The sequence below is a fragment of the Streptomyces flaveolus genome, from assembly GCF_000716535.1.
Taxonomy (GTDB): domain Bacteria; phylum Actinomycetota; class Actinomycetes; order Streptomycetales; family Streptomycetaceae; genus Streptomyces; species Streptomyces flaveolus_A.
Window position 1 is genome coordinate 20,827 of the sequence record NZ_JNWV01000001.1, and the last position, 23,308, is coordinate 44,134.

At 71.7% G+C, this 23,308-nt stretch carries 19 protein-coding genes and 1 pseudogene; 12 read left to right on the forward strand and 8 right to left on the reverse strand.

Annotation, left to right across the window (positions count from 1 at the left end; all coding sequences use genetic code 11):
* Positions 1-131 precede the first annotated feature (131 nt).
* A complete protein-coding gene (locus OO52_RS00100) occupies positions 132-1,055 on the forward strand; it encodes a hypothetical protein (protein WP_031097533.1) in 924 nt (307 codons plus the stop codon).
* Here the strand turns inward: OO52_RS00100 and OO52_RS00105 are convergent.
* Positions 955-2,301 carry a PLP-dependent aminotransferase family protein gene (locus OO52_RS00105; RefSeq protein ID WP_030640360.1) on the reverse strand — a complete coding sequence of 449 codons (1,347 nt, stop codon included), beginning with the start codon at positions 2,299-2,301 and terminating at the stop codon, positions 955-957. The two genes, OO52_RS00100 and OO52_RS00105, sit on opposite strands and share 101 nt — an antisense overlap.
* 87 nt (positions 2,302-2,388) lie before the next feature.
* On the opposite strand from OO52_RS00105, the gene OO52_RS00110 reads away from it, so the two are divergent.
* From OO52_RS00110 to metG, 5 genes and pseudogenes are all read left to right on the forward strand, one after another.
* The gene (locus OO52_RS00110) at positions 2,389-3,171 is read left to right on the forward strand and encodes an alpha/beta fold hydrolase (RefSeq protein ID WP_030640358.1); all 783 of its coding nucleotides are present in this window, start codon (positions 2,389-2,391) and stop codon (positions 3,169-3,171) included.
* Between the two features lie 34 nt (positions 3,172-3,205).
* Positions 3,206-3,448 (forward strand): annotated as a pseudogene (locus tag OO52_RS00115) (endonuclease/exonuclease/phosphatase family protein); the annotation flags it as partial.
* 62 nt (positions 3,449-3,510) lie between these two features.
* The gene (locus OO52_RS00120) at positions 3,511-5,454 is read left to right on the forward strand and encodes an FUSC family protein (protein WP_030640355.1); all 1,944 of its coding nucleotides are present in this window, start codon (positions 3,511-3,513) and stop codon (positions 5,452-5,454) included.
* 84 nt (positions 5,455-5,538) lie between these two features.
* Positions 5,539-7,170 (forward strand): VWA domain-containing protein, encoded by a 1,632-nt coding sequence (locus OO52_RS00125; RefSeq protein WP_030640353.1) that lies wholly within the window; start codon positions 5,539-5,541, stop codon positions 7,168-7,170.
* An 81-nt stretch (positions 7,171-7,251) separates the two neighbouring features.
* Complete coding sequence (metG, locus tag OO52_RS00130) at positions 7,252-8,868, forward strand: methionine--tRNA ligase (RefSeq protein WP_030640351.1); 1,617 nt, start codon at positions 7,252-7,254, stop codon at positions 8,866-8,868.
* 88 nt (positions 8,869-8,956) lie between these two features.
* Here metG and OO52_RS00135 read toward each other — a convergent pair whose 3' ends face one another.
* Positions 8,957-9,169, reverse strand: coding sequence for a DUF397 domain-containing protein (locus OO52_RS00135; protein ID WP_030640348.1), 213 nt, complete (start codon positions 9,167-9,169; stop codon positions 8,957-8,959).
* Complete coding sequence (locus OO52_RS00140; protein WP_030640346.1) at positions 9,166-10,041, reverse strand: helix-turn-helix domain-containing protein; 876 nt, start codon at positions 10,039-10,041, stop codon at positions 9,166-9,168. Before OO52_RS00140 ends, OO52_RS00135 begins: the two co-directional genes overlap by 4 nt.
* Positions 10,042-10,422: 381 nt before the next feature.
* Here OO52_RS00140 and OO52_RS00145 point away from each other — a divergent pair, with 381 nt between their 5' ends.
* The 3 genes from OO52_RS00145 to OO52_RS00155 all read left to right on the forward strand — a co-directional run bounded on the left by OO52_RS00145 (position 10,423) and on the right by OO52_RS00155 (position 12,425).
* Positions 10,423-11,352: a DNA-binding protein gene (locus OO52_RS00145; protein ID WP_048910359.1), complete on the forward strand. Its 930-nt coding sequence runs from the start codon at positions 10,423-10,425 to the stop codon at positions 11,350-11,352.
* The gene (locus OO52_RS00150) at positions 11,349-11,669 is read left to right on the forward strand and encodes a hypothetical protein (protein ID WP_030640340.1); all 321 of its coding nucleotides are present in this window, start codon (positions 11,349-11,351) and stop codon (positions 11,667-11,669) included. Before OO52_RS00145 ends, OO52_RS00150 begins: the two co-directional genes overlap by 4 nt.
* Before the next feature lie 63 nt (positions 11,670-11,732).
* A complete protein-coding gene (locus OO52_RS00155) occupies positions 11,733-12,425 on the forward strand; it encodes a nucleotidyl transferase AbiEii/AbiGii toxin family protein (RefSeq protein WP_030640338.1) in 693 nt (230 codons plus the stop codon).
* Between the two features lie 111 nt (positions 12,426-12,536).
* Here the strand turns inward: OO52_RS00155 and aspS are convergent, their stop codons facing one another.
* Entirely contained in the window at positions 12,537-14,300 is a 1,764-nt protein-coding gene (gene aspS, locus OO52_RS00160; protein WP_030640337.1) for an aspartate--tRNA ligase, read from the reverse strand.
* A gap of 162 nt (positions 14,301-14,462) precedes the next feature.
* On the opposite strand from aspS, the gene OO52_RS00165 reads away from it, so the two are divergent.
* Positions 14,463-16,613, forward strand: a complete 2,151-nt coding sequence (locus tag OO52_RS00165) for an ATP-binding SpoIIE family protein phosphatase (protein ID WP_030640335.1) — start codon at positions 14,463-14,465, stop codon at positions 16,611-16,613.
* On the opposite strand, the gene OO52_RS00170 is transcribed toward OO52_RS00165, so the two are convergent.
* From OO52_RS00170 to OO52_RS00185, 4 genes are all read right to left on the reverse strand, one after another.
* Positions 16,565-17,629, reverse strand: a complete 1,065-nt coding sequence (locus OO52_RS00170; protein ID WP_030640333.1) for an AI-2E family transporter — start codon at positions 17,627-17,629, stop codon at positions 16,565-16,567. The genes OO52_RS00165 and OO52_RS00170 overlap by 49 nt on opposite strands.
* 155 nt (positions 17,630-17,784) lie before the next feature.
* Positions 17,785-18,756 (reverse strand): pirin family protein, encoded by a 972-nt coding sequence (locus tag OO52_RS00175; protein ID WP_030640331.1) that lies wholly within the window; start codon positions 18,754-18,756, stop codon positions 17,785-17,787.
* Positions 18,757-18,869: 113 nt separating this feature from the next.
* The gene (locus tag OO52_RS00180) at positions 18,870-19,346 is read right to left on the reverse strand and encodes an SseB family protein (RefSeq protein WP_030640329.1); all 477 of its coding nucleotides are present in this window, start codon (positions 19,344-19,346) and stop codon (positions 18,870-18,872) included.
* Between the two features lie 39 nt (positions 19,347-19,385).
* Complete coding sequence (locus tag OO52_RS00185) at positions 19,386-19,814, reverse strand: calmodulin-binding protein (RefSeq protein ID WP_030640327.1); 429 nt, start codon at positions 19,812-19,814, stop codon at positions 19,386-19,388.
* 263 nt (positions 19,815-20,077) lie between these two features.
* Here OO52_RS00185 and OO52_RS00190 point away from each other — a divergent pair, with 263 nt between their 5' ends.
* Both OO52_RS00190 and OO52_RS00195 read left to right on the forward strand, forming a co-directional pair.
* On the forward strand, positions 20,078-21,904 hold the full coding sequence (locus OO52_RS00190) for an acyl-CoA dehydrogenase (RefSeq protein ID WP_030640325.1): 1,827 nt from the start codon (positions 20,078-20,080) through the stop codon (positions 21,902-21,904).
* 97 nt (positions 21,905-22,001) lie between these two features.
* Positions 22,002-23,300 (forward strand): M18 family aminopeptidase, encoded by a 1,299-nt coding sequence (locus OO52_RS00195; protein WP_030640323.1) that lies wholly within the window; start codon positions 22,002-22,004, stop codon positions 23,298-23,300.
* Positions 23,301-23,308: the final 8 nt, after the last annotated feature.

The window sequence follows — 23,308 nt, forward strand, 5'->3', positions numbered from 1 at the left end:
AGTGACCCACATCAGCCACTTTGTTCTCCCCAGCACCAGGAAACACCCGTTCGGGTGAACCCTCCACCGGAGAGCGCCCGAACGCAGTCCTCCCGCTCGCGCACCGGCGCCGGTGGCCGTTGCCTGGAACCGTGCCCTCACGCCTAAGGAGCGCCCTGTCGGCCGTACTGATCACCCTGTCCTGCCTCCTCGTGCCGTTCGGCGCGCTGGCTGCATGGGCGGCGTACGGGCTCGCCGACACGGGCCGGTACGTCACCACGATGGCGCCGCTCGCCGCCGACCCGGCCGTGCGGGAGGCCGTCGTGGACACGGTCGGCGACGGCATCCTGCGCGCGGTGGACGAGCATCTGGACGTGCGCCCGCTACGCGGCTCGGTCCGGCCGTTCGTGCACGACGCGGTGCGTTCCTTCACCCACACCCGCGCCTTCCGGCTGGCCTGGGACACCGGCAACCGGATCACCCACGACGCCGTCCTGCGCGCCCTGCGCGGGGAGGACGAGCGCGCCGTCACCGTCGACCTGGCCCCCGTCACCGCCCAGGTCAAACGCCAGCTCACCCGTGATCACGTGCCGCTCGCCGCACGCATTCCGGTGGAGCACACCGAGGTCGCCGTGCTCCCGGCGGACCGGCTGACCACGCTCCGGAAGGGGTACCACGTGCTCGAAGTCGCCGGCTTCTGGCTGCCGGTGGCGGCCGTCGCCTTCGCCGTCGGCGGGATCGCGCTCGCCGTCCACCGGCGCCGGGCCGTCGCCGCGACCGCCCTGGGCACGGCCCTGGGCGGCGCCCTGCTCGCCGTCGCCCTGACCGTCGGCCGCGGTCTGACCCTGGCCGACCTGCCCGCCGGGGTGTCCCACCCGGCGGCGGGCGCCGTCTACGACGCCCTGACCGGCACCCTGCGCACGGTCGCCTGGCTGCTGCTGGGCCTCGGCCTGGCGGTCGCCCTCACCGTCTGGCTCACCCGTCACCTCCGGCCGCCCGGCCCCGCGCGACGCCGGCGAGGATCTCCAGCGCCCGCCCCAGCCGCCCCTCCGACACCGACCCGAGCCCGAGCCTGACCGCGTCCGGCGTCCGGCTCGGGTCCACGCAGAAGGCCGTACCCGGGGTGACGGCGATGCCGTGCTCCCGCGCGGCGGCCGTGAAGGTGTCCGCCCGCCAGGGCGCGAGCAGCTCCCACCACGCGAAGTAGGCGGCCGGGTCGGACCGTACGGCGAACCCGGCCAGCTTCTCGGCGACCAGCCGCTGCCGCTGCCGCGCGTCCTGCCGTTTGGCGGCCACCAGCCGGTCCACGGTGCCGTCGCCGAGCCAGCGCACGGCCGCCTCCAGCGCGAAGGAGCCCGCGCTCCACCCGCCGGAGCGGACGGCCCGGGCCACCGCCTCCACGCGGTCCTCCGGTACGACGGCGAAGCCGACGGTGAGTCCGGGCGCCACCCGCTTGGACAGGCTGTCGACGAGGTGGACCAGGCCGGGAGCCAGCGCGGCCAGCGGGGGCGTCCCGCCGGTGTCCAGGAAGGCCCAGATCCGGTCCTCCACCACCGGTGTCCCCAGCCTGTGGACACAGTCGGCCAACTCCCGCAGCCGCCCCGCGCCGATCGTGCGCGAGGTCGGGTTGTGCAGGGCCGGCTGGAGGTAGAGGGCGGACAGCGGCGCGCTGCGGTGGGCGGCGGCCACCGCCTCCGGCAGGGGTCCCTCCGCGTCCGTGGCGAGCGGGACGAGGACCAGGCCGAGGCGCGCCGCGATCTCCTTGACCAGCGGATACGTCAGCGGTTCCACTCCGACCCGGCCGCCGGGCCGGACCAGCGCGGCGAGGGTGGCGGCGATGGCCTGGCGGGCGTTGCCGGTGAACAGGATCCGCTCCGGCCCGGTCCGCAGCCCGCTCCGGGCGAGCAGGGCGGCGACCGACTCCCGGGCCGCCGGGGTGCCCGCCGCCGGCGCCGGCCGCAGCGCCTGGCCGAGCGCGTCCGGCCGCAGCAGCGTCGTCAGGGCCGGGGCCAGCAGCTCGGCCTGGCCGGGCACGGAGGGATAGTTCAGCTCCAGGTTGACGAGCGGGGCGCCGGCCGCCTCCGTCAGGGCGATCCCGGGCTGCCCGTCCGGCGCGGTCGCCCGCACGAACGTGCCGCGTCCGACCTCGCCCACCACCAGCCCCCGGCGCACGAGTTCGGCGTAGACCCGCCCGGCCGTCGACGGCGCGATGCCGTGCCGGCGCGCGAACGCCCGCTGGGGCGGCAGCCGCTCGCCGGGCCGCAGCCGCCCGCCGGTGATGTCGGCGGCGATCCGGTCGGCGATGCGCCGGTAGTCGTCCACAACTCCCCCTGTTCCCGGGCCGGTTGCATTGCACCGAGGGCAAAGATCTTATTGCACCGAGCAAGCGCGGCGCCCTAGGGTCGTCACATGCCCTCCTTCCTCGCATACGAGGACAAAGACCCCGGATACTCCTCCCGGGTTCCCCTCGTCCTCGTCCACGGCCACCCCTTCGACCGCACGATGTGGCAGCCGCAGCTCACCGAGTTCGCCGCGACCCGCCGGGTGATCGCCCCCGACCTGCGCGGCTACGGCGCCTCCCCCGTGACCCCCGGCAAGGTCCCGCTCGCCCGGCACGCCGAGGACATCGCCGACCTCCTGGACCACCTGGGCGTGGACACCTTCGTCCTCGCCGGCCTGTCCATGGGCGGCCAGATCGCCATGGAGTGCGCCGCCCGCCTCGGCGACCGGATCCGGGGCCTCGTCCTCGCCGACACCTTCCCCGAGGCCGAGACCCCGGAGGGCCGGCGGAGCCGCGAGGCCATGGCCGGCCGGCTGCTCGCCGAGGGCATGCGCGGCTACGCCGACGAGGTGCTGGAGAAGATGGTCGCCCCCTACGCCGACCCCGAGGTCAAGGCCCACGTGCACCGCATGATGACGGCCACCTCCCCGGAGGGCGCCGCCGCCGCGCTGCGCGGCCGGGCCGAACGCCCCGACTACCGCGCCCTGCTGGCGACACTGCCGGTGCCCGCCCTCGTCGTGGTCGGCATCGACGACACCTACACCCCGGTCGCCGGCGCCGAGGCGATGCACGCCGCCCTCCCCGACTCCGTCCTGCACGTCGTCGAGGGCGCCGCCCATCTGCCCAACCTGGAACGGCCCGCGGAGTTCAACCGCGCGCTGGCGGAATTCCTGGCGCGCCTGGACGCGTGAAACACAGGCTCGCTCCATGCCCCGGCGCCACCCCCACGCGGCCTTCCGCCGCATCCTCGACACCGGCCTCACCGACGCCGCCCGCCTAGCCGGCCGCGACCGCGCCCCGAGCCGGCCCGCCCGCACCGCCTCCGTCATCGGCGCCCAGATCGACCACGTGCTGGTGTCCCGGGACTTCACCGCGACCGGCGCCCGCTTCCCGCGCGTGTCCGGCACCGACCACCGCGCCCTCGTCGTGGACCTCACCCTGCACCGGCGGGACCGAACAGTGCGCTGACAGGCCCGGACCCTGCACGGACGGGCCTGACCCGGATGGATCAACCCGGAGATAATGGCCGCATGTCCCGAGAGTTCCCCATCAGCCTCACCCCTCCCGACTGGCTGGTCCGGAACCTCAAACCCCAGCAGGCCCCCGTCAACTGGGCCGCCGTGGCCCGCGCCGCCCTCGCCATGGCCCTCCCCCTGGCGCTCGGCCTCGCCGTCGGCCGCCCCGCCTACGGCGCCCTCGCCTCCATGGGCGCCCTGTCCGGCGTCATCGGCGACACCGCCGACGCCTACCGCATGCGCGTCCTCAACATCGCCGTGCCGCAGCTCTTCGGCGCGGTCGGCGTGACCCTGGGCACGCTGGTGTACGGGCACGGCTGGTACGCGGTGGTCGCGGTCACCGGCGTCGCCCTGGTCTCCGGCATGATCTCCACGATCGGCGCGGTCGCCTCGGTCTCCGGCCTGCTCCTGCTGCTGAACTGCGTGGTGGGCGCGGGCCTCCCGCTCCCCTCCCCCTGGTGGCTGGCCCCCACCCTGCTGGCCGGCGGCGGTCTCCTCGTCCTCGTCCTCGGGCTGCTGGCCTGGCCGCTGCGCGCGGGCGTGCCCGAACGCGCCGCGGTCGCGGCCACCTACCGCACGGTCGCCACCCTCCTCGCCACCGCCGGAACCGACCGCACCGAGGAGTACGAGGAGGCCCGCCGCTCCGTCACCCGGTCCCTGAACGAGTCCTACGACCTGATCCTGGCCCGGCGCGCCCGCCACCACGGCCGCAGCCCGGACCTCACCCGCCTCCTCGCCCAGCTCAACGCGATCACCCCGGTGATCGAGGCGGCCCCGGCGGCCCACCTGGCCGCCCGCCCGCTCCCCCCGGAGATCCCGCGGGCCTTCCACCACCTGGCCCACGCCGTCGCCACCGGGGCGAACACCTTCCCGCCCCTGCACCTCCCCGTCCCCACCACGGAGACGGCCCGTGCGGTGGACCACGCCCTGCGCCACACCGCCGAGGTCGTCACCGCCCCCGACGTGGACCCCCGGGGCATCGACGACCGCCTGGGCCGGCCGGCCGCCCTCGGCATCCGCACCGCCCGCGCGGCCCGCTACGTCGTGCTGTCCGCCAACTCCTGGCGCTACGGCGTACGCCTCGCGGTCTGCATCGGCATCGCGCAGGCCCTGGTGTCCCTGATCCCCGTCCCGCGCTCCTACTGGGTCGCCCTGACCATCACCTTCGTCCTCAAGCCCGACTTCGGCTCGGTCTTCTCCCGCGCGCTGCTGCGCGCGCTCGGCACCGTCGCCGGCCTGCTGATCGCCGCGGTGGTGCTGGCCGAGGTCCCGCTGGGCTGGTGGGACGTCCCCGTCCTCTTCCTCCTCGCCCCCCTCATCCCGGCCCTCACCCCCCGGGGCTACGGCTACCAGACGGCCGCCATCACCCCGGTGATCCTGATCCTCTCCGACGTCCTCAACCACCAGGGCACGGCCCTGCTGCTGCCCCGGCTGGCCGACTCCCTCCTGGGCTGCGCCGTCGCCCTGACCGCCGGCTACCTCCTGTGGCCCGAGAGCTGGCACACCCGGGTGGGCGACCGCCTCGCCGACGCGGTGGCCGACACGGCGGCGTACGTCGAGGCCGCGTTCGGTCCGCACGCCGACCCGCCCGCCCGGGCCCGCATGCGCCGCCGCCTCTACCGCGACCTGTCCGTCATCCGGACAGAGTTCCAGCGGGCCCTGACCGAACCACCACCGACCGGCCGGCGCGCCGCCGCGTGGTGGCCGCTGGTCGTCGCCGTGGAACGGATCGTGGACGCCACGACGGCCGCCCGCGTCCGCGTCCGCCACGGGGCGGCGACACCCTCCACGGCCGAGATCGCCCAGGTCACCCTGCAACTGCGGGAGCTGTCGGAGGGCGTACGGAACGCGGAGACACTCATCGCCGTGCGCACCGACCTGACCGGCCCGGCGGGCAGCGTTCTGGAACCTCTGCGCCAGGAGGTCGCCGCGGCCCGCGCGATCGCGTCCCCGCGCTGAGCACTCCCGCAATCCGGGGCCGCTAACCTTACGTGTCCGTCCTGGCCAGGGATTGACGGCTACAACTCACGAAGGGTTGCGCACATGGGCATTCTCACTCTCCTGCGGAACGCATTCGGCCGCTCACGCAAAGCACGAGCCACCGAGCCGGAGGGTGCGACCCAGACCCCCGCGCACTCCCCCTCGGTCCCGGAACCCCGCCGCACTCCCGCCGAGGAACGCGAACTGGTGGCAGCGGCTGAAGAACACGAGCTGGTGGCAGCGGCCTTCGACAAGGTGAAAACCCCGTCCGACCCCGCGAACACCCCCGAGGAACCGACCCCGGCCAAGGCAGAGGAGCCGGCAGAGGACCCGGTCCCGGCCGAGGCCGAGGAGAGGGTCGAGGACCCGGCCCTGGCCGAGGCCGAGGAGAAGGTCGAGGAGCCGGCCCCGGCCAGGACCGAGGAGAAGGCCGAGGAGCCAGCCCCGGCCAGGACCGAGGAGAAGGCCGAGGAGCCGACCCCGGCCAAGGCCGAGGAGAAGGTCGAGGAGCCGACCCCGGCCAAGGCCGAGGAGGAGGGGGCCGAAGAGCCGGCGCCCATCCGGACCGAGGACGCGCCCGAGGAGAAGGCCAATGAGAAGGCCACGCCGACGACCCCGGCGCAGGTCGAGCCGGAGGCCGAGGAGGGGACCGAGCAGCCGGTCACGCCTGAGGCCGAGGCCAAGACGGAGACCACCGAGGAGCCCGAGCCCGAGCCGGAGGCGGACGTGGAGGCGGAGGGCGACGAAGCCGCCGTAGCCGCAGAGGCGACCACCGCCCCGCAGGCCGCCGACGGCGAGGACGCCCCACAGGGGCCACCCGCGGCCGACGACGAAAGCCGCACGGGTGGTGCGGGTGGGAACACGGACGCCGAAGGCGAAGCCGAGGCGGACCCGGCGCCGCAGGCAACCGACGAAGCCGAGACGGACCCGGCGCCGCAGGCAACCGACGAAGCCGAGACGGACCCGGCGCCGCAGGCAACCGACGAAGCCGAGGCGGACCCGGCGCCGCAGGCGGACGACAAGCCCCAGCCCGCCATCCCGCTCACCCGGGTACGGTCCCGCGCCCCTTCCCTCACCACCGCCTACAAGGCCGCCGCAGCCACCCTCAAGAAGACCGACCTCACCGGCACCCGCGCCAAGGTCTACCTCGTCCTCGACCGCTCGGCGAGCATGCGGCCGTACTACAAGGACGGCTCGGCCCAGGCCCTCGCCGACCAGACCCTCGCCCTCGCCGCCCACCTCGACCCCGAGGCCACGGTCCACGTCGTCTTCTTCTCCACGGAGGTCGACGGCACCACCGACCTCACCCTCGCCCCGGACCACGAGACGAAGATCGACGACGTCCACGCCGACCTCGGCCGCATGGGCCGTACCAGCTACCACGCCGCCGTACAGGCCGTCGTGGCGCACTACGAGAAGAACACCGCCCCCGGCACCCCCGCCCTGGTCGTGTTCCAGACCGACGGCGCCCCGGACGCCAAGACCCCCGCCACCCAGTCCCTCACCGAGACGGCGACCAGCCACCCCGCCGTCTTCTTCTCCTTCGTCGCCTTCGGTGACCACGACAACAAGGCCTTCGACTACCTCCGCAAGCTGAAGACCGGCAACACGTCCTTCTTCCACGCGGGCCCGAGCCCGCGCGAGCTGACCGACACGGAGCTGTACGAGGGCGTACTGGCCACCTGGCGTCCGTGACCGCCACCGGGGGGTGGACACCCGTCCACCCCCCGAAACGCATGTGAGTCGATCTTCGGCGGGCCAGTAGGATTTCGACTTATGGCGGCCACTGGATCCGAGAAGCAGGGTGGCAAGGCGTACTACGTCTCCACCCCCATCTACTACGTCAACGACGCTCCTCACCTGGGCCACGCCTACACGACCGTCGCAGGCGACGTGCTCACCCGCTGGCACCGTCAGCGCGGCGAGAAGGTGTGGTACCTCACCGGCACGGACGAGCACGGTCAGAAGATCATGCGCACGGCCGAGGCGAACGGGGTGACGCCCCAGCAGTGGGCGGACAAGCTCGTCACCGAGGCCTGGAAGCCTCTCTGGGAGCACCTGGAGATCGCGAACGACGACTTCATCCGCACCACGCAGAAGCGGCACACCGACCGCGTCCAGGAATTCGTCCAGGACCTGTACGACAAGGGCGAGATCTACAAGGGCGGTTACGAGGGCCCGTACTGCGTCGGCTGCGAGGAGTACAAGCTCCCCGGTGAGCTGCTCGACGGCGAGGGCGAGTTCGCGGGCCAGAAGCTGTGCCCGATCCACAAGAGGCCGGTGGAGATCCTCAGCGAGGAGAACTACTTCTTCAAGCTGAGCGAGTACACCGACAAGCTCCTCGCCCACTACGAGGCCAACCCGGACTTCATCCAGCCGGAGTCCGCGCGCAACGAGGTCGTGAACTTCGTCCGCCAGGGCCTTCAGGACCTCTCCATCTCCCGCTCGACCTTCGACTGGGGCATCCCGATCCCCTGGGACGACAAGCACGTGATCTACGTGTGGGTCGACGCGCTGCTGAACTACGCCACGGCGGTCGGCTACAACGAGAACCAGGAGAAGTTCGAGGCCACGTTCCCCGCCGACGTCCACCTCGTCGGCAAGGACATCCTCCGCTTCCACGCGGTGATCTGGCCCGCCATGCTGATGGCCCAGGGTCTCCCGCTCCCCGGCAGGATCGCGGCCAACGGCTGGCTGATGGTCGGCGGCGAGAAGATGTCCAAGTCGAACCTGACCGGCATCAAGCCGCAGGACCTCACCTCGCACTTCGGCGTGGACGCCTACCGCTGGTACTTCCTGCGGGCCATCGCCTTCGGCCAGGACGGCTCCTTCTCCTGGGAGGACTTCTCCGCCCGGTACACCTCCGAGCTGGCCAACGACTACGGCAACCTCGCCTCCCGCGTGGCCGCCATGGTCGGCAAGTACTTCGGCGGCACGCTGCCGGAGTCGGCCGCCGACGGCGAGGCGGAGAAGGCGGTCCACGACGGCCTGGCCAAGGCCGTGGCCGAGGCGGACCGCCGCATCGGTGAGCAGCTGGACTTCCAGGGCGGCATCCTGGCCGTCTTCGACTTCGTCAAGCAGGTCAACGGCTACATCACGGAGCAGGAGCCGTGGAAGGTGGCCAAGGACGAGTCCGAGGAGGGCAGGGCCCGCCTCGCGACGATCCTCTACACGGCCGCGGAGGCCCTCCGTGCCGTGGCCGTGCTGCTGAACCCGGTCATGCCGGAGACCTCCCAGAAGCTCTGGGACTCCCTGGGCGCGGAGGCCGGCCTCGGCGCCCTGGCCGAGCAGCGGGTCCAGGAGGCGGGCGAGTGGGGCAAGCTGCCGGCGGGCTCCACGATCACGAAGGGCGCGGTGCTCTTCCCGCGCCTGGAGGAGAAGCCGGCCGCCTGAGCGGTGCCGTAGCGCGAGCACAAGGGCCCGGGAAGCACGCGCTTCCCGGGCCCTTCCGTCGTCAGACCGAGGCGGAGGCTCGGGCGGGTCAGTTCCCGGACGCGTACGTCACGAAGTTCCCCCACGCCTCCGGCGTGAGGGCGAGGCGGGGTCCGGCGTCCCGGTACTTGGAGTCGCGGACGTGAATGGTGCGGGGGGTGGTGGCGACCTCGACGCAGGAGTCACCCTCGGGGCCGTCGCTGTAGCTGCTCTTGAACCACGCCAGTTCGGAGGTGTCCCCGGCGAAGGCCTTGCGGATCATGTTTCTCCCAGCAGTTGCTCGACGAAGGCCAGCGACTCCCGTGGGGTAAGAGCCTGTGCCCGAATGGTGCTGTACCTCAGCTCAAGGATGCGGAGCTCTTTCGGATCAGAGGTCGGGCGACCGTTGAAGGCGCCGTCGGAGCGCCCCGTGGCCGTACCGTCCTCGAACTTCAGCACCTCGATCTTGCCACTCAGCCCGGGGTGAGCCCCAGAGTCCGTCGGCATCACCTGAAGAGTGACGTTGCGCAACTGCGCGACTTCGAGCAGGTGCGCGAGCTGCTGACGCCACACCATTGTGCCTCCCACCCGTCGACGGAGCGTCACCTCTTCCTGGACGAAGCTGAGAGCCGGGCGCGGGGACCGGTCGAAGATGGTCTTGCGCCCCATGCGGGCGGCTACCAGCCGATCCAACTCCGCTTCTGTATAAGCGGACTGGGACACCTCGAACAGGGCACGCGCGTGCTCGGGCGTCTGCAACAGGCCATGGATGCTGAGCCCGACGTAGACCCCCATCTCCACCGCCTTGGCCTCCATCTCCGCCAAGGCGCGCACCTTCTTCGGGTACCGGACCTTGTCGACGTCCTCCTTCATCGCGGAGAGCAGCCCACCCGCCCCCAACACCTCGTCCGCCCTGTCCAGATACTCGGGCCGGGGAATCCGCTTCCCGCTCTCGATCTTGTAGACGAGATCCTCGCCGTATCCCACGGCCTTCCCGAAGTCGCCGGCCCGCATGCCCACCGCCTCGCGCCGCAGCTTCAGCTGCCGCCCTACGGTGGTGACCACCGCCACGCCCCACTCGTCGTCCGGGTCCACCTCCCACCCCGGCTCGTCAGCCTCGGTCCTCAGCTGCCGGACCTCGCCGTCCACCGACATGCGCGCGCCCCTCCGTCGTACCGCCTCGTACCAGCCACGCCCTACCCGTACGCGACGCCCGAACAAGCCCGGACACCACCGGACAACGACAGGACAGTCACCGTACGCGACCACGCCACCGGGACCCGACCGCCCATACCCCGGTCCGACCTGCGCTCCCTATGTACTGCCCACCAGGGAGAAAGGACCCTGCCAAGCCCCACCCCTCCCTCCCGTCAGGCACACTCACTCCCGCGAGTGAATATGCCAACTGGGCTGGATTCGCGACCTGTTGCCTGCCTTACGCTCAGCACGACACCACCCGGACATGCGACGGCCCTCGCCGGGACTGCCATCCCAGTGCGAGGGCCTGACCACCGAGGAAGACAGGACCTCTTCCCGATGGACACCGAAAACCGTAGCGCGCCCGACCGCGTCCAGTCCCGTATCCCGGGCAAAAACCACCCCGACGGGCACCGCACCGCCGGCGTCACCCACGACCACATCCGCCACACCGAGAACTTCACGGTGATCGGCAACGACCTGGCCCAGCATCCGGAGCTGTCCCTGCTCGCCATCGGACTGGCCTGTTACATCCAATCGGTGCGGCCGGGCACCTCCGTCGACATCAAGACCCTCGCGGCCCGCTTCCCCGAGGGCCCGACCCGTATCGCCACCGCCTTACGGGAACTGGAAACACACGGCTACCTGCGCCGCACCCGCGAGCGCACCCCCACCGGTCGGATCGTCACCCGCACGGTGTCCTGCAACAGCCCCGGCCACCGCGCCGCCCGGGAGACACCCACCCGCAGGTCCGCCACCCGGCGCACGTCCTCCGACGAGCCGGCGCCACGCAAGCGTCTCCCCGGCGTACCCCAGCCCTCGTACCCCGCCCCCGCCCTCCTCCAGACAGCCGTGGACGTCCTCGCCGGCCTGCGCCGCCACGACCCCCGCCTGCTCCTCTCCGCCACCGACGCCGAACACCTCGCCCCAGGTGTCGCCGCCTGGCTGGAACGCGACCTAACCCCCACCGCCGTACGCCACGCCCTGACCGCGAACCTGCCGGACGAACCACTGATCCGCCCGGCCGCCCTCCTCGCCCACCGCCTGGCCGCCCAGCTGCCACCCCCGCCGCCGCTGCGGCCACCGGCCGCACCAGCCCCGGAGCCCCGGCATCCCCTCCAGACCTGCGACGGCTGCGACCGCGCCTTCCGGGCGCCTGAACCGGGCCGGTGCCGCGACTGCCGGTCCGATCCATCTCCCGGAGGCCGCCTAGCATGGGAGCGACGATCCTTGCCCCTGGGCACAGACGACGAGGAGCGAGCGCCATGACCCTCGCCCCGGACAACGCGCGGCAGGGCTCCTCCCACTTGTACCGGGCCATGCGCGACTTCGTGGAGTCCACCGACGGCACCCTCCCCGGCAAGTTCGAGATCACCAAAGAAGGAATCGTCCTCGACATGAGGTCGCCTGTCCGGCCGCACGAGCTCACGGCGCTCCGTCTCCGCAAACGCCTGGAGAAGGTCATGCCCGAGGAGATCGTGGCCCGCAAGGACTTCGTCTACGGCGAGGACGTCACCATCGGCGACTGGACCATCTCCACCGAGGGCCTGCCCCGCTACGAGGCAGCAAGCGACGAGCAGCAGTAGGCCCCGCTCAGAGGCGTTGCCGCTCGTCGCGCAGGAGTGGCCGGAAGCCGGAAAGATCTTCCCGTGGACATCCCCGAACCTCATCGCCGGCTCCTCGCGGACGTCGTCGCGGCGGGCGGCCCGTACGGTCTGGTCCTGGCCGGCGGCTACGCCCTCCAGGCGCACGGACTGCTCCGCCGCCCGCACGCCAACCTGGACTTCGCCACCGAGAGCGCCGAGTCCATGGAGCACATCGCCGGTGCCGTCGGCGCGGCCCTGGAGGCGCGGGGGCGGCGGGTGCGGGCCGGAGCGGTCACCGCCCGCACCGCACAGCTGACGGTCACGGACCCGCCGACCGGCGAGCCGTGCGCGCTCGCGCTGCACAAGGAGGCGTTCTGGCAGTCGCCGGAACTGACCGCGTACGGCCCGGCGCTCTCCCTGGCGGACGCCGTCGGCACGAAGATCCGCGCCCTGTACGACCGGGGCGCCGCCGTCGACCTCATCGACGCGCAGGCCTCGGCGGCCCGGTTCTCCCTTCCGGACCTGGAGGAACTCGGCCGCCGGCACGCCCACGACCCGTTCGACCTGCCGACCCTCCAGTCCCGGCTGACGGGCACGGACTTCTACTCCGACGGGGACTTCCTCCGCCACGGCCTGGACGCGCCCGGGGTCGTCGCCCTGCGCGCCTGGGCCCAGCACTGGTCCGACGACATCGCCGAGCGGCTGCTGGAGGAGGGCGCGTCCCCGGACACCGAGCCGGACGAGCAGGGCGAGTGAGCCGGGAGAGGGACGCAACCTGTCACCGGACCCGGAGACGGCTGTGCGCGCCGATCGTCCAGAGCGGGTCAGGACGGATCGGCGCGCACGGCCGGGCGCTCGCCCGGTTGCCTACTTGGGCTGCGGCTTCCGGACGGTCAGGTGCAGCTCGCGCAGGCGGGACTCGTCCAGCTCGGTCGGGGCGCCCATCATCAGGTCCTGGGCGTTGCCGTTGAGCGGGAAGGCGATCGTCTCGCGGATGTTGGGCTCGTCCGCGAGGAGCATGACGATCCGGTCCACGCCGGGGGCGATCCCACCGTGCGGCGGGGCGCCGAAGCGGAACGCGCGCAGCATGCCCGCGAACTTCTCCTCGACGGTCTCCCGGTCGTAGCCGGCGATCTCGAACGCCTTGAGCATGATCTCCGGCTCGTGGTTCCGGATCGCGCCGGAGGACAGCTCGACGCCGTTGCAGACGATGTCGTACTGCCAGCCCAGGATGTCCAGCGGGTCCTGGGTCTGCAGGGCCTCCAGGCCGCCCTGCGGCATCGAGAAGGGGTTGTGCGAGAAGTCGATCCCGCCGGTCTCCTCGTCCTTCTCGTACATCGGGAAGTCGACGATCCAGCAGAAGCGGAACACGCCCTCCTCGAAGTGGCCCGCCCGCTTGGCCGCCTCCACGCGGACCGCGCCCATGATCTTCGAGACCTCGTCGTACTCGCCCGCGCCGAAGAAGACGGCGTGGCCGGGGGCGAGGGAGAGGCGCTTGGTCAGCTCGGCGACGTTCGCCTCGGTGAGGAACTTCGCGATCGGGCCGGACAGTGAGCCGTCCTCGGCCACGCGCACCCAGGCCAGACCCTTGGCGCCCTGCTCGACGGCGTACTCACCGAGCTGGTCGAAGAACTTGCGGGGCTGCGCGGAGACGTCCGGCACCGGCAGCGCGCGCACGTGCTTGCCCGCGAAGGCCTTGAACTCCGAGCCCTCGAAGACGTCCGTGATGTCGACCAGTTCCAGCTTGGCGCGCAGGTCCGGCTTGTCCGAGCCGTACTTCAGCATCGCCTCGCGGAACGGGATGCGCGGGAAGGGGGAGGTGACGTGACGGCCGCCGCCGAACTCCTCGAACAGCTCCGTCATGAGCTTCTCGATCGGCTGGAAGACGTCCTCCTGCTCGACGAAGCTCATCTCCACGTCGAGCTGGTAGAACTCGCCGGGCGAGCGGTCGGCGCGGGCGTCCTCGTCGCGGAAGCAGGGCGCGATCTGGAAGTAGCGGTCGAAGCCGGAGATCATCAGCAGCTGCTTGAACTGCTGCGGGGCCTGCGGCAGCGCGTAGAACTTGCCCGGGTGCACCCGGGAGGGGACCACGTAGTCGCGGGCGCCCTCGGGGGAGGTGGCGGACAGGATCGGCGTCGCCATCTCGTTGAAGCCCATCGCCGCCATCTTCTGGCGGATCGCGGAGATCACGGCCGTACGCAGCATGATGTTGCGGTGCATGCGCTCGCGGCGCAGGTCCAGGAAGCGGTACTCCAGGCGCCGCTCCTCGTTGACCCCGTCCTCGGTGTTGATGGTGAAGGGCAGGGGCTGTGCCGCGCCGAGCAGCTCGACCTCGGCGACCTCGACCTCGATCTCGCCGGTGGGCAGGTCGGGGTTCACGTTCTCGGTTCCACGTGAAACAACGCGGCCGTCGACGCGGACCGTGGACTCCTTGGAGATCTTGTCCAGGGCCTCGTACGCCGGGGTGCCCGGGCGCGCGACGAGCTGCGTGATGCCGTAGTGGTCACGGAGATCGATGAAGAGGATGCCGCCCAGGTCGCGCCGATTGTGCAGCCAGCCACTCAGCCGGACGTCGGTGCCGACGTCAGAGGCGCGGAGCTGGCCGCAGGTGTGGGACCTGTACCGATGCATCGTCGTTCATCCAGTCTTTGCGGATCGGGTGTCGCCAGGCGGGTACGGCCTAGGCCATCCCAAGGGTACCGGGCACCCCAAGATCGGCTCCCACCATTACCTCTCTCAGCCCTCGCCCGCCTACGGTGGCAGGCTTCACTCACCTCTCCATAAAGTGGGGCAATGCGCACAGGCGAGCCTCTGCCGTCCATGGGGGACGTCCTCGCCGCCCTCGCGACCGGGCTCTGGCACTGGGACACCGACACCGGGCTGGTCACCGTGGACGCGGAGGCGGCGCGGCTGCTCGGCCTGCCCGCGGCTCCCACCACCCTCACGGAGGCCCAGACCCGGGCCCGCTTCCATCCGGTCGACTGGAACGAGATCACCGGGGTGGTGCGGCTGGCGGTCGCCGAGGGCACCCTCGCCGAGGTGCGCATCCGGATCATGGACGGGGACGGCAACATCCTGCGGGTCGTCCGCAGCCGGTCGAAGCCGTCCTTCGACCCCGAGCGCCACACGTACGAGCTGATCGGCACCCTCCAGGAGGTGACCGAGCCGACCCCGGGCACGGCGGCCGGCCGCAGCGCGGTCACCGGGGACTGGCGGCGCTCCCGCGAGGCGTTCCTGCTGGACGCGGGCCGGGCGCTGGCGGAGGCCCGGTCCACGGCGGAGGTGCTGCGGGTCGCGGGCGGCCTGTCGATGCCGGGGTTCTCACCGGACGGGCTCGTGGTGTTCGGCGTCGAGGGCGACCGGCTGACGATCATCGGGCAGCACGGGCACACCCCGGCCGCCATGGGCCCCTTCTCGAACATGCCCATGGACACCGACTATCCGGCGGCCGAGGTCGTCCGCACGGGCCGTGCCGTGTACCTGTCGTCGCCCGAGGACTACCGGGACCGCTACCCGGCGACCTGGCCGCTCGCCCGGCACTTCGGACGCCGCTCCTGGGCGTTCCTGCCGCTGACGGCCGGCGGACGCACGATGGGCGCCTGGATGGCCGCCTTCACCTACCCGGTCGCGTTCACCCCGGACGAGCGCGCGGTCCTGACGACGGTCGCCCGGATGCTCGCCCAGGCACTGTCCCGGGCCGGCGCCGCCGAGTCCGCGCGGGAGCTGACGGAGGGCCTCCAGCGCTCCATGCTGCCGTCGCTCGGCCCCGAGATCCCCGGGATGCGGGTGGCCGCCCGGTACATCCCGACCGGTGGCGGACTCCAGGTCGGCGGCGACTGGTACGACATGATCCCGCTGCCCTCCGGCCGCTTCGCCCTGGTCATCGGGGACGTCCAGGGCCATGACGTGCGCGCGGCCGGCCTCATGGGCCAGTTGCGGATCGCGCTGCGCGCCTACGCCTCCGAGGGGCACCGCCCGGACGCGGTCCTCTCCCGCGCCTCCCGCTTCCTGCACGGCCTCACCCATGCCGCCGGGGAGGAGGCGCTGGCCGACCTCCGCTTCGCGACCTGCCTGTACGTGGAGGCCGACCCGCCGACCGGCCGGCTGGAGATCGCCCGCGCCGGGCACCCGGACCCGCTGATCCGGATGGCGGACGGCACGGTGATGGCACGGCCGACGGCGGGCGGGCTGCCGCTGGGCCTGGACCCGGACGCCGACTACCCGACGACCCGGTTCACGCTCGAACCCGGCGAGACGCTGATGCTGTGCACCGACGGCCTGATCGAGACCGGCGGGCACGACATGGACAGCGGCTGGCGCCGGCTGCGGGCGATCCTGGAGGACCACACGGGCGACCTGGAGTCGCTGGCCGACTCGCTGGTGCAGGGCGTGCACGGGCCGTCCTCGCACCACACCACCGGCCCGCTGGCCGACCGCCGCGAGGACGACATCGCGCTGCTGTTGCTGTGCCGGCCGGGGGAGGGCCGCGGGCGCGGCGACACCGTCGCGGTACGGCCGGCGGTGCGGCGCACGCTGCTGTCGGTGGCGCAGGACGAGCCGGAGCGGATCGCCGAGGCCCGCCAGCACCTGCGCGGGCTGCTGCACGACTGGGCGTCGGCCGAGCAGGTGGACTCGGCGGTGCTGCTGGTCTCGGAGATGGTCACCAACGTGCTGGTGCACACGGACGCCGACGCGCTGCTGCTCGCGGAGGTCATGGGCGAGGGTCCCGGGCGGCGGCTGCGGGTGGAGGTCTTCGACACCGGCGACGACCTCCCGCACAAGCGCCGCCCCGGTGAACTGGCCTCCTCCGGGCGTGGCCTGATGCTGATCGGACTCCTCGCGGACGGGTGGGGGGTGGACCCGCGGGGCGAGGGCAAGAGCATCTGGTTCGAGCTCTACGAGCCGGGCGGCTCCGGGGCCGACGCGTCGGAGGAGGTGGCCTGACGTCCCCGCATCTCCTGGACGGCCCCGAAGGCCGCCGCGGTCATCGGGACCGCGAGGAGCATGCCGAGGATGCCCGCGACGGAGGCACCCGCGGTGATCGTCACCATCACCAGGGCCGGGTGCATCTGCACGGTCCGGCTCTGGATCACCGGCTGGAGCACGTGCCCCTCCAGCACCTGCACCGCCAGCACCACGCCGAGTGCCCACAGCGCGATGACGAAGCCCCGGTCGGCGAGGGCGACCAGCACGGCCACCGCGCCGGAGAGGAAGGCGCCGAGGTAGGGGATGTAGGCGCCGACGAAGACGAGCGCGCCGAGACCGATCGCGCCGGGCACCCGGAGGATCAGCAGGCCGACGGTGATGCACAGGGCGTCGATGAGCGCGATGAAGGTCGTGCCCCGCATGAACCCCTCCACCGCGGCGAAGGACCGCTGGGCGATGGCCTCCAGGAGCTCGGCGCTGTCGCCGGGCGCGACCGCTCGCAGGGTGGCCACGGCACGGTCGGAGTCGCGCAGGAAGAAGAAGACGAGGAGCAGGGCGAGCACGGCGATGGCGATGGACTCGCCGACGACGCTGACGCCGCTGATGACGTTGGACGCGGCGGTGCTGCCGAACTTGCCCAGCAGCTGACGGGCGTTGGCGGCGAGGTCGTCCAGGCTCGTTCCGGCGGCCCCGAAGTGCCGCGCGACCCCCTTCGCCGCCTCCCGCAGCGAGGCGAGGATCTCCGCGCCGGTGTCCACGAGCGCGGCGACGACGATGTACACGGCACCGCCGACGACGGCCACGACGGCGACGCAGGTGAGCCCGGCCGCCACCGACGCCTGCACCCCCGCCCGCACCAGTTGCCGGTACAACGGTCCGAGCAGCGCGGTCCCGAGCAGGGCGAGCAGCACCGGCGTGACGGCCGTACGGAACTCCGCGCACAGCTGCACCACGACCCACCCCACCCCGGCGGCGAGCAGCAGCACGACGCACCAGGCGGCGAACCGGCGGACGGCGACGGGTAGGAACTGCACGCGTCCAGCGGATCACGCGGCGCCGGAACTGTCCTGCGACGCGGGTCCGGGCGGGTGAGGAAACGCCGACCCCGGCCGCGGTGCGGCCGGGGTCGTGAAGGGGAACCGGCGGCGACCGGCGGGGCGTTCACGGCCGCCGCGTCGCCGAGGAGCGGTCAGATGCCGCCCTCGGACATCCCGTGGACCGCCGGGATGCTGCCGAGACGGCCTTTCTGGAAGTCCTCGAAGGCCTGCATCAGTTCTTCCTTGGTGTTCATGACGAACGGGCCGTAGTGGGCCATCGGCTCCCGGATGGGCTGTCCGCCGAGGAGCACGACCTCCAGGTCCGGGGTGTGCGAGTCCTGCTTCTCGTCCGCGCGGACGGTCAGCGAGGAGCCGGCGCCGAAGACGGCCGTCTGGCCCAGGTGGATCGGGCGGCGCTCGGCGCCGACGCTGCCGCGGCCCGCGAGGACGTACGCCAGACCGTTGAAGTCCTCACGCCACGGCAGGGTGATCTCCGCGCCCGGGGCGAGGGTCGCGTGGATCATCGTGATCGGGGTGTGGGTGATGCCGGGGCCCTGGTGGCCGTCCAGCTCGCCGGCGATGACACGCAGCAGCGCGCCGCCGTCGGGGGTGGTGAGGAGCTGGACGTTGCCGCCGCGGATGTCCTGGTAGCGCGGGGCCATCATCTTGTCCTTGGCGGGGAGGTTCACCCACAGCTGCAGGCCGTGGAAGAGACCGCCGGACACGACGAGGGACTCCGGCGGGGCCTCGATGTGCAGCAGGCCCGAGCCGGCGGTCATCCACTGGGTGTCGCCGTTGGTGATGGTGCCGCCGCCGCCGTTGCTGTCCTGGTGGTCGAAGACGCCGTCGATGATGTAGGTGACGGTCTCGAAGCCGCGGTGCGGGTGCCAGGGCGTGCCCTTGGGCTCGCCCGGCGCGTACTCCACCTCGCCCATCTGGTCCATCATGATGAACGGGTCGAGGTGGCGGTAGTTGATGCCCGCGAACGCCCGGCGCACCGGGAAGCCCTCGCCCTCGAAACCGCTCGGGGCGGTCGTGACGGTGAGCACGCGGCGTGCCACGGCGTCGGCGGGAGCGGTCACACGGGGCAGCGTCAACGGGTTCTCGACGGTCACTGCAGGCATGGTGGGTACCTCCTTGGTACGCCCACTTTAGTTGAGCGTTGAACTTCTTGCTACCCAGAACAGAGAAAGCCCGGAGGGCATTCCCTCCGGGCTCGCCTGCGCGCGGGTGCGGATCAACCGCCGTACATGCGGCGCATCGCGAAGTCGACCATCTGCTCGACCGCCTTCGCGTCGAAGACCATCCGGTGCTCGCCCTCCATGTCCAGGACGAAGCCGTAGCCGGTCGGCAGCAGGTCGATCACCTCGGCGCCGGTGATGACGAAGTACTTGGACTCCTTGCCCGCGTACCTGCGCAGCTCCTTCAGCGAGGTGAACATCGGGATCACCGGCTGCTGGGTGTTGTGCAGCGCCAGGAAGCCCGGGGTGTCGCCGCGCGGGCAGTACACCTTCGACGTGGCGAAGATCTGCTGGAAGTCCTCGGCGGACATCTGCCCGGTGGTGAAAGCACGCACCGCGTCCGCGAGCGAGGGCGGGGACGGCTCGGGGTACAGCGGCGGCTGCTGCCCGTATCCGCCGGCCATCGGCTGCTGCGGCGGGGCGTACTGCTGCTGGGCACCGCCCCCGTCCATGGGCTGGCCGTATCCGTACATGGGGAGAAGCGTACCGAGCCGCCCCGCCGCCCGAACGGCCTACGGGGCCAAAACCTCACGGGTCAGCCGGGAGGTCCAGGGACACCAGTGGAGCCCGGGCAGGAAGGCGCCGCCCGCCTCGTCCAGATGGTCCTCGACATAGGGGAGGGTGGCGTCGCAGACCTCGATGGCGACGTCGAAGAAGTCGACGGTGTCCGGGTTGTAGTGGAAGGACCACCGCGGGTTGTACGGCGCCTGGCGCTTGACGATCCGCCCGATGAGGTGGGGACGTTCGTCCGTCACGCCGCTGAGCAGGTCCCGGGCGTGCTGGATCTTGGCCGGGTCGTCGATCCGGACGATCGCCCGCTCGTGGGTGATGTCGGTGAACTCGAAGTAGGCCGGGTCCGCCGCCTGGGAGGGGTGGGCGAGCCCGACGGTGAGCATCGTCGCCGCCGCCAGCCCGCCGAGCCTGGTCAGGAGTCGTCGCATGAGTGCCTCCGCGCACGAGAAGGGATCCGCCCGTCACTGAAAGTAGCAGCCTGGTTACGTGACGTGCCCTGAACGGAGGCATGGATTCACCCGGACGGCCGAGGCGCACCGGATCGCCCGACGCGCACTTGAGACGCGTCACAAATGACCGGTTCGGGGTTGCTTCTTATTACCGGCGGGTAGCATCATCGGAGCTACTTGTTGGTACGTGAACTAGGTGCGAGGAGCAAGTGCCTCGCCGATCCCTCTACGGAGCCGTCGCCATGGGGCACTACAAGCCGAATCTCCGCGACATCGAGTTCAACCTCTTCGAAGTACTGGGGCGCGACAAGGTGTACGGCACCGGCCCGTTCGAGGAGATGGACGTCGAGACCGCCAAGAGCGTCCTGGAGGAGCTGACCCGCCTCTCCGAGAACGAGCTGGCCGCGTCCTTCGCCGACGCCGACCGCAACCCTCCGGTCTTCGACCCGGAGACCAACACCGCACCGGTCCCCGCGTCCTTCAAGAAGAGCTACCAGGCCTTCATGGACTCCGAGTACTGGCGGCTCGGCCTGCCCGAGGAGATCGGCGGCACCACCTCGCCGCGCTCCCTGATCTGGGCCTACGCCGAGCTGATCCTGGGCGCCAACCCGGCCGTGTGGATGTACTCCTCCGGCCCCGCGTTCGCCGGCATCCTCTTCGAGGAGGGCAACGAGGTCCAGAAGCACATCGCCAAGATCGCCGTCGAGAAGCAGTGGGGCTCCACCATGGTGCTCACCGAGCCCGACGCGGGTTCGGACGTCGGCGCCGGCCGCACCAAGGCGGTCCAGCAGGAGGACGGCTCCTGGCACATCGAGGGCGTGAAGCGCTTCATCACCTCGGGTGAGCACGACATGTCGGAGAACATCCTCCACTACGTGCTCGCGCGTCCCGAGGGCGCCGGCCCCGGCACCAAGGGCCTGTCCCTCTTCCTCGTCCCGAAGTACCTCTTCGACTTCGAGACCGGCGAGCTGGGCGAGCGCAACGGCGTCTACGCCACCAACGTCGAGCACAAGATGGGCCTGAAGGCCTCCAACACGTGCGAGATGACCTTCGGCGACAAGCACCCCGCCAAGGGCTGGCTGATCGGCGACAAGCACGACGGCATCCGCCAGATGTTCCGCATCATCGAGTTCGCCCGCATGATGGTCGGCACGAAGGCGATCTCCACGCTGTCCACCGGCTACCTGAACGCGCTGGAGTACGCCAAGGAGCGCGTCCAGGGCCCGGACCTGGCCAACTTCATGGACAAGACCGCGCCCAAGGTCACCATCACCCACCACCCCGACGTGCGCCGCTCGCTGATGACGCAGAAGGCGTACGCGGAGGGCATGCGCGCCCTGGTGATGTACACCGCCTCGGTCCAGGACGCCATCCAGATCAAGGAGGCGAACGGCGAGGACGCCTCCACCGAGCACGCCCTGAACGACCTGCTCCTGCCGATCGTCAAGGGGTACGGCTCCGAGAAGGCCTACGAGCTGCTCGCCCAGTCGCTGCAGACCTTCGGCGGCTCCGGCTTCCTGCAGGAGTACCCGATCGAGCAGTACATCCGGGACTCCAAGATCGACACCCTGTACGAGGGCACCACGGCGATCCAGGGCCAGGACTTCTTCTTCCGGAAGATCGTCCGCAACCAGGGTGCCGCGCTGAACTCCCTCGCCGAGGACATCAAGAAGTTCCTGGCGCTCGGCACCGGCGGCGAGGAGCTGGCCGGCGCCCGCGAGCACCTGGCCAAGGCGGCCGTGGAGCTGGAGGCGATCGTCGGCCTGATGCTGACCGACCTCGCCGCCACCGAGCAGGACACCAAGAACATCTACAAGGTCGGCCTGAACACCACCCGCCTGCTCATGGCCTCCGGTGACGTGGTCGTCGGCTACCTGCTCCTGAAGGGCGCCGCGATCGCCGCCGAGAAGCTGGCCACGGCCTCGGCGAAGGACAAGGCGTTCTACACCGGCAAGATCGCCGCGGCGAAGTTCTTCGCGGCGAACGTCCTGCCCGGCGTCACGCTCGCCCGCAAGGTCGCCGCCGGCGTCGAGCTGGACCTGATGGAGCTGGACGAGGCGGCCTTCTAGCCGGTCCGTCCGGACGTTCCGGACGTCCCCATCGATTCCTCGCGCGGGCCCGCTCCTTACCGGGAGCGGGCCCGTGCACGTCGTTAAGGTGAATCCCATGAGCGCACCAGCCCGCTTCGACCGCGGCCACACCGACGACCTGATGTCCTTCCTGGCGGCGAGTCCGACGCCGTACCACGCCGTGGCGAACACCGCCGGGCGGCTGGAGAAGGCCGGCTTCCGGCAGGTGGCGGAGACGGACGCCTGGGACGGGACGTTCGGCGGCAAGTACGTGCTGCGCGGTGGCGCGATCGTGGCCTGGTACGTGCCCGAGGGCGCCGAGCCGCACACCCCCTTCCACATCATCGGCGCGCACACCGACTCCCCGAACCTCAGGGTCAAGCCGCGCCCGGACAGCGGGGCGCACGGCTGGCGCCAGGTCGCGGTCGAGATCTACGGCGGTCCGCTGCTGAACTCCTGGCTGGACCGGGATCTGGGCCTGGCCGGCCGGCTGAGCCTGCGCGACGGCTCCTCGGTCCTGGTCGACGTGGACCGGCCGCTGCTGCGGGTGCCGCAGCTCGCCATCCACCTGGACCGTTCGGTCAGCAGCGAGGGGCTCAAGCTCGACAAGCAGCGGCACCTGCAACCGGTGTGGGGCCTCGGGAACGAGGTGCTGGACGGGGACCTCATCGCCTTCCTGGAGCAGGAGGCCGGGCTGGCGGCGGGCTCGGTGACCGGCTGGGACCTGATGACGTATCCGTTGGAGGCGCCGGCCTACCTCGGCCGGGACCGCGAGCTGGTCACCGGTCCGCGGATGGACAACCTGCTGTCCGTGCACGCCGGCGCCGCCGCCCTCGCCGCCGCGGTGACCTCCGGCGCCCCGCTCACCCGCATCCCGGTGCTGGCGGCCTTCGACCACGAGGAGAACGGCTCCCAGTCGGACACCGGCGCGGACGGCCCGCTGCTCGGAACCGTCCTGGAGCGCTCGGTGTTCGCGCGCGGCGGGTCGTTCGAGGACCGCGCCCGCGCCTTCGCCGGAACGGTCTGTCTGTCCTCCGACACGGGTCACGCCGTGCACCCCAACTACGCCGAGCGGCACGACCCGACGCACCACCCGCGGGTCAACGGCGGCCCGATCCTGAAGGTCAACGTCAACAACCGCTACGCCACGGACGGTTCGGGCCGCGCGGTGTTCGCCGCGGCCTGCGAGAAGGCGAACGTCCCCTTCCAGAGCTTCGTCTCCAACAACTCCATGCCGTGCGGCACCACCATCGGCCCGATCACCGCGGCCCGGCACGGCATCCGCACGGTCGACATCGGCGTGGCGATCCTCTCCATGCACAGCGTCCGTGAACTGTGCGGCGCCGACGACCCGTTCCTGCTGGCGAACGCGCTGACCGCCTTCCTGGAGGGCTAGTCGGGGCC

Coding starts and splice junctions, on each gene's coding strand:
- OO52_RS00165 (WP_030640335.1), top strand. CDS start 14,463: ATGCGCACAGGCGAGCCTCTGCCGTCCATGGGGGACGTCCTCGCCGCC.
- OO52_RS00190 (WP_030640325.1), top strand. CDS start 20,078: ATGGGGCACTACAAGCCGAATCTCCGCGACATCGAGTTCAACCTCTTC.
- OO52_RS00195 (WP_030640323.1), top strand. CDS start 22,002: ATGAGCGCACCAGCCCGCTTCGACCGCGGCCACACCGACGACCTGATG.
- OO52_RS00135 (WP_030640348.1), bottom strand. CDS start 9,169: ATGATCCGCAAGGCCTTCGCCGGGGACACCTCCGAACTGGCGTGGTTC.
- OO52_RS00175 (WP_030640331.1), bottom strand. CDS start 18,756: ATGCCTGCAGTGACCGTCGAGAACCCGTTGACGCTGCCCCGTGTGACC.
- metG (WP_030640351.1), top strand. CDS start 7,252: ATGGCGGCCACTGGATCCGAGAAGCAGGGTGGCAAGGCGTACTACGTC.
- OO52_RS00120 (WP_030640355.1), top strand. CDS start 3,511: ATGTCCCGAGAGTTCCCCATCAGCCTCACCCCTCCCGACTGGCTGGTC.
- aspS (WP_030640337.1), bottom strand. CDS start 14,300: ATGCATCGGTACAGGTCCCACACCTGCGGCCAGCTCCGCGCCTCTGAC.
- OO52_RS00180 (WP_030640329.1), bottom strand. CDS start 19,346: ATGTACGGATACGGCCAGCCCATGGACGGGGGCGGTGCCCAGCAGCAG.
- OO52_RS00140 (WP_030640346.1), bottom strand. CDS start 10,041: ATGTCGGTGGACGGCGAGGTCCGGCAGCTGAGGACCGAGGCTGACGAG.
- OO52_RS00150 (WP_030640340.1), top strand. CDS start 11,349: ATGACCCTCGCCCCGGACAACGCGCGGCAGGGCTCCTCCCACTTGTAC.
- OO52_RS00145 (WP_048910359.1), top strand. CDS start 10,423: ATGGACACCGAAAACCGTAGCGCGCCCGACCGCGTCCAGTCCCGTATC.
- OO52_RS00110 (WP_030640358.1), top strand. CDS start 2,389: ATGCCCTCCTTCCTCGCATACGAGGACAAAGACCCCGGATACTCCTCC.
- OO52_RS00185 (WP_030640327.1), bottom strand. CDS start 19,814: ATGCGACGACTCCTGACCAGGCTCGGCGGGCTGGCGGCGGCGACGATG.
- OO52_RS00125 (WP_030640353.1), top strand. CDS start 5,539: ATGGGCATTCTCACTCTCCTGCGGAACGCATTCGGCCGCTCACGCAAA.